The 5,432-nt window shown below is 68.3% G+C and carries 5 protein-coding genes and 1 pseudogene; 2 read left to right on the top strand and 4 right to left on the bottom strand.

Annotated elements, in window-relative coordinates:
- The 4 genes from NS355_RS16725 to NS355_RS16740 form a co-directional block, all read right to left on the bottom strand.
- Positions 1–967 (bottom strand): ABC transporter permease (locus NS355_RS16725; protein WP_167345485.1); only part of this gene is annotated, 967 nt, incomplete at its 3' end.
- Positions 968–992: 25 nt separating this feature from the next.
- Positions 993–1,751, bottom strand: coding sequence for a GIN domain-containing protein (locus tag NS355_RS16730; protein WP_058746719.1), 759 nt, complete (start codon positions 1,749–1,751; stop codon positions 993–995).
- Positions 1,752–1,763: 12 nt separating this feature from the next.
- The gene (locus NS355_RS16735) at positions 1,764–2,441 is read right to left on the bottom strand and encodes an ABC transporter ATP-binding protein (protein WP_058746720.1); all 678 of its coding nucleotides are present in this window, start codon (positions 2,439–2,441) and stop codon (positions 1,764–1,766) included.
- 12 nt (positions 2,442–2,453) lie between these two features.
- Positions 2,454–3,686, bottom strand: coding sequence for an HlyD family efflux transporter periplasmic adaptor subunit (locus NS355_RS16740; protein ID WP_058746721.1), 1,233 nt, complete (start codon positions 3,684–3,686; stop codon positions 2,454–2,456).
- A gap of 90 nt (positions 3,687–3,776) precedes the next feature.
- Here NS355_RS16740 and NS355_RS16745 point away from each other — a divergent pair, with 90 nt between their 5' ends.
- Together NS355_RS16745 and NS355_RS16750 are read left to right on the top strand one after the other, a co-directional pair.
- On the top strand, positions 3,777–5,081 hold the full coding sequence (locus NS355_RS16745) for a sigma-54-dependent transcriptional regulator (RefSeq protein ID WP_084788068.1): 1,305 nt from the start codon (positions 3,777–3,779) through the stop codon (positions 5,079–5,081).
- Positions 5,041–5,432 (top strand): annotated as a pseudogene (locus NS355_RS16750) (hypothetical protein); the annotation flags it as partial. The gene NS355_RS16745 and the pseudogene NS355_RS16750, both read left to right, overlap by 41 nt.

Genomic DNA, 5,432 nt, shown 5'->3' on the forward strand with positions numbered 1-5,432 from the left:
CACCCCGCCCCGCCCCCAGCACCTTGCGCATCGCAACCTCCCGCGCGCGCAGCCCGGCCCGTGCCGTTGCCAGGTTCACATAATTGACGATCGCGATCAGCAGGGTCAGCACGCCGACGATCCCCAAAGTCGCTACCGTCATCTTGCGACCCGGCGTATTTTGCAGATGGATGTCGGCGATCGGGTTAATTTTCAGGCTGAGGTTCTTGATCGAAGGCCCCTGATCCTTGCGTCCCCGCCGGTCGACGAAGCTGCGCATCCGTGCCTGCCGGTCCTTCACCGCCTGCGGGGTATCAAAGCACAGGATCGTCCAGACCCGCCCGCTGCCCCAATGGAACCACATCTTGTCCGGGTGCGGACTGGGCATCTTGGCAAGGATAGAATAGGACAACTCGGTATTGGGTGGCAGGTCGCGGAAGATACCTGCGACTCGGTAATTGGCCGTCGTGCCGATGGTCGTCAGGGTCATCGTCTGCCCGATCGGATTGCGACCGGGGAAGTAGCGTTTTGCGATCGTCTCATTGATCAGGACAGTGTCTGGCGCCTGCAACGCATGGGCGGCATCCCCGGCGACGATCGGCAGGCGAACGATGTCGAGGAAATTCGGGTCGGCATAGGCGAATGTCTCGCTGGTTGCGGTCCCCCCGCGCACGACATTGGCGTTAATGACCTGGATGCGCGTTCCGACGGTATCCGGAAAATCCTCGCGAAGCTGGTCGATCAGGCCGCCCATCGTGCCGGTGGAATAGCCATTGGCCGGGCTGCCCGGCATGTTCCAATATTCCTCGACCAGATACAGCTTGTCATGACCCGGCAGCCATTTCTCATACCCTGTCTCGAACCGAACATAGAGGCCCAGCACCAGGAAGACGGCGATACCCACCGCCAGGCCGCCAATGTTGAGCGCGGTATAGAGCTTGTGCCGCACAAGCGAGCGATAGAGCGACAGAAGCGCGAAGCGGTTCATGATTGCAGTCCCCCGGACAAGACGGTCATCGACCGCAGGCGATGCGGGCCAGTCCGCTCTTGGCGACGGTGCAGCGGGGATTTCCCTCGACGCTGACATTGGCCATGCCGCTGGCGCTCACATTCGCGTATTCGGCGGCCCCGACGCGAACATGGGCCGTGCCGCTGGCACCGATCGTGACTTGGGATACGGACAGGGCGCGGGTGTTCACCTCGCTCGTCCCGCTGCTGTCGATGGTCAACTGGCGCGCATCGCCGCCCGCGCGAAGGACGCTCGCCCCCGACGTGTCCAGCTTGGCGCGCTCGGCGCGCAGGCTGCGGACCGTCGCCTCGCTCGCCCCCGACAGACCGAAACTGGCCATGCCGCTGCGCAGCGCCGCAAGGCGGAGCACGCTCGCACCGCTGGCATCCGCCGCGAAGGCGGGTGCCTCGAGGGCGGGCAGGTTCATCTCGACCGCACCGCTGAGCTTGACCGCCTTGATCGCGGGCAGCGTGACGGCGATCGCGACGCGGCGGTCATGACCGGTGCAGCTATTGTCCTCGCGGCGGATGCGCAGTGCGCCGCCATTCGCGTCGATACGCAGCGCGTCGATATTGGCCGCCCGCCCCCGCGCCGACACGGTATAGCCGGAGCCCAGCGAAACGGTCACGATATCGCACCCGCCGACATCGATCCGGTCGAAGCCGCGAAGGTCGTAGCCGCGCGTCGTCAGCGCATTGTCCTGTGCGGGTGCGGCAATGGCGGGGAGCGAGAACAGGGCGATGGCGGAGATCATCGTCTTCATCGGAATGTCCTTTCAGATCGCGCGCATGGCGCTGGCAACGATGCGGCCGTCGAGCATGTCGATGCGGCGCTTGGCGAGGTCGGCATGGCTGGGCGAATGGGTCACCATCACGATGGTCGCCCCCGCTTCGTTCAGCCCGGTCAGGATGTTCATCACCTGCTCGCCATTGGCGGTGTCGAGGTTGCCGGTCGGCTCGTCCGCGAGGATCAGCTTGGGGTCGCCGACAATGGCGCGGGCGATCGCGGCGCGCTGCTGCTGCCCGCCAGACAGCTGGTGCGGGAAGTGGCGCGCGCGGTGCGCGATGCCGACCTTGTCCATCGCAGCGGCCACTCGCCCACGACGGTCCCCCACGTCGCCGCGATAGGCGAGCCCCAGCGCGACATTCTCCTCGATGGTCAGCTCGTCGATCAGGTTGAAGCTCTGGAAGACGAAACCCAGCGTCTCGGCGCGGAACTTCGCCAGGTCCTTCTCACCCATCGCCGCCAGGTCGCGGTCGCCGAACATATACCGCCCGCCCGTCGGCCGATCGACCGTGCCCAGCGTGTTGAGCAGCGTCGACTTGCCGCAGCCCGACGGCCCCATGATGGCCAGGAACTCGCCCGCCGCGACGTGCAGGTCGATATCGTGCAGCGCGGTCGTCTCGACCTCGTCGGAGACGTAGCGGCGTTGAATGCCTTCCAGTCGGATCATCGGTCTTCCCCCTTATCGGATGTTCAGGATGTCGCCCTTCACGGACGCGGTGTTGCTGATGACGATGCGCTCGCCGGGATTGAGGCCGGAGAGGACCTCCACCTGTTCGGGATTGCGGCGGCCGATACGGACGGCGCGGCGGCGGGCATGGGCGCCGTCGGGATCGAGCACGAAGGCCGAACTGCCCCCCGCCTCCAGCCAGCCGCCGACCGGGGCCACCACCGCGCGGCTCGCCGCGCCCAGCGTGATGCGGATGTCGATCGTCTGCCCACGATTGAGACCCGCAGGCGCCTTGTCGAAGATCAGTTCGACCTGGAACCGCCCGTCCTTCACGGCAGGCAGCACCTTGGACACGGTCAGCTTCGCCCCGTCCGAGCTGGTCGCGGTCTGACCCGGCGCGACGCGACCGAGATAATATTCGTCGACCTGCGCGACGAGCTTCCACGAACCCTCGCTATCGACCTGCCCCGCCGGGTCGCCGGGTTTCAGCGTCTGGCCCGGCTGGATGGTGAAGTTGGTTAGCCGCCCGCCCGCCGGCGCACGGATGGTCAGCGCCTCCAGTCCCGCGCGCACCGCCGCCAGATTTCCCGAAAGCCGCATCTGGGTGTCGTTCAGGCGTGCGGACTGGGTGGCGGTGATCCGCGCCTCGGTGGCGCGGCCGGACTTCAGCTGGGCGAGGCGCTTTTCCTGATAGGCGGCCTCCTCCTCGAAGCTGCGGACGCCCGCATCCGACAGAAAGCCCTGGTCGTGAAGCTGACGCCGGATGCCCAGGTCGCGCCGCGCCTTGATGAGGTCATATTCGGCCTGCGCCACCTGCCCCGCGCGGTCGAGCTTGTTGCGCTCGATCCCCAGCCCCTCGCTCGCCACGCCGCCCAGCTGGCTGGCGATCTGCGCCTCGCGGGTGATGACGTCGAGTTTCAGCTGAGGATTGGCGAGCGTGGCCAGCGGCTGTCCCTCACCGACCATCTGGCCGTCTTGCGCCAACAGCTTTTCCACCTGCCCGCCCGACAGCACCCCGACCAGCGTCGTGATACGCGGCGTGACCGTGGCACGGACGGGCAGATAATCGTCGAACGCGGCGCGCGTGACTTCGCCCGTCTCGACATTGGCGGCGGCGATATCGGTCGACCCGGCGGCGGGCAGCAGCCGCCAGACCAGTACCGCGCCAATCGCCAGCAACACGGCGATCACCACCGGACGGCCGCGCCACCAGGGCGCCGCCTTGCGTACGATCACGCGGTCCATTGCCGCTCCCGGTTGAGCGCTTGCGTGTACGGGCTGTTCGGTCATCATGGATGGAGTGTCACCCAGGACGGGCGAAAAACCTAAGCCACTATGAAAACGCCATTTTCACCCATCCCGGCCGAATCCGACCGTTCGTGTTCGGACGCACCGTCCGAAAATGGACGGTTCGGACCGGCGTCAAGCCCGCTGTCCATCCTGGTGATCGACGACAATCCGCGCATCGCCGAATCGCTGGCGATCGCAATCGACCTGGCGGGCCACCGGCTGGACGTGGCGCAGGGGCCGGAGGAAGGCTTTTCGCGGCTGGCGGCCCGGCGCTACGATGCGATCCTGCTCGACCTGAACTATGCCGCCGGGCGGACCGACGGGGCGGAGGGGCTGGCGGTGCTGGACAGGCTGCTCGCCGACGATCCGGGCGCATGCATCATCGTCATCACCGCGCATAGCGGCATCCGGCTGGCCGTCACCGCGATGCAGGCGGGCGCGCGCGACTTCGTGATGAAGCCGTGGCGAAATGCCGAGCTGATCGCCAAGATCGAACTGGCGGCCTGCCGCCGCGCCGCCCCCCGCGATCATGTCCCAGCCGAGGGCACCGCCGAGCCCGCCCGGCTGCTGGGCGACAGCCCCGCTATCGCCCGCGTCCGCGACCTGATCCGCCGTGTCGCCCCGACCATGGCGGGTGTCGTCGTGACCGGGCCATCGGGCGCGGGGCGCGGCCTGATCGCGGCGGCGCTCCATGCCGCCTCCCATGGGGCCGGGCGGCCGATACAGCGGATCGACGCGCGCGATCCGCAAGCCTGGGCGCGGCTGGACGGTGCCGAGCGGGGCACGAGTTGGCTGCTCCGCCATCCCGACCGGCTGGACGAGATCGCCCAGGCCCGGCTGCTCGACCAATTGCCGCCCGAGGATCGCTATATCGCCATCGCCGACGATCCTCGCGCGATCACGCCCGCGCTCGCCCGGCGGATCGCGGCGGTGGAGATCGTCGCACCCTCGCTGGCCGAACGGCGGGAGGATGTGCCGCTGCTCGCCCGCCATTTCGCGCGGATCGCAGCCGAACGGCACGGACGGCCCGCGCCCCGCTTCACCCCCGCCGCCGAGGCACTTCTGGCGACCGCGCATTGGCCCGACGAGGCCCGCGGCCTTGCCGCCGCGATCGAGCGGGCATTGCTGCTGGGTGAAGAGGGCGTGATCGAGGCCGCGCTGCTCGCCCCGCCGGTCGCCCGGAGCACGGCCCCGGCAACCTCCCGCGCCAGTTTCGATCTGGACGAAAGCGAACGTGTGATGATCGAGGCGGCGCTGGTCGAGCATCACCATAATGTCACCCAGGCGGCGCAGGCGCTGGGGCTCAGTCGTGGTGCGCTATATCGCCGGATGGCGCGCCATGGGCTTTGACCTGTCGCGGCGACGCGCGGTGGCGGCGGGGCTGTCCGGGCTGACGCTGGCCATCCTTGGCGCATTGATATTGCTGGCGTGGCAGCGGGGCATGCTCGGGTCGATCCTGGGCGCGGGGCTGTGCATCGCCTGGCTGATCGGAACCGGCTGTTGGACGGCGGCGCGGGCGGGGAGCGGTGGTGTCGGTGGTAACATGACGCGCCCTGCCCCGGACGGCCCGCCGCTGGACGCGCTGTTCGACCAGATTCCGCTGCCGTTGCTGCGCGTCGATGCCGGACGGGCGCAGGCGATCAACCGGGCCAGCCGCCGCCTGTTCGCCACCGACGACCGGGTGATCCCGACCCCGCCCGC

The sequence above is a fragment of the Sphingomonas yabuuchiae genome (genome assembly GCF_001477495.1).
In the GTDB taxonomy this organism is placed as follows: Bacteria; Pseudomonadota; Alphaproteobacteria; order Sphingomonadales; family Sphingomonadaceae; genus Sphingomonas; species Sphingomonas yabuuchiae_A.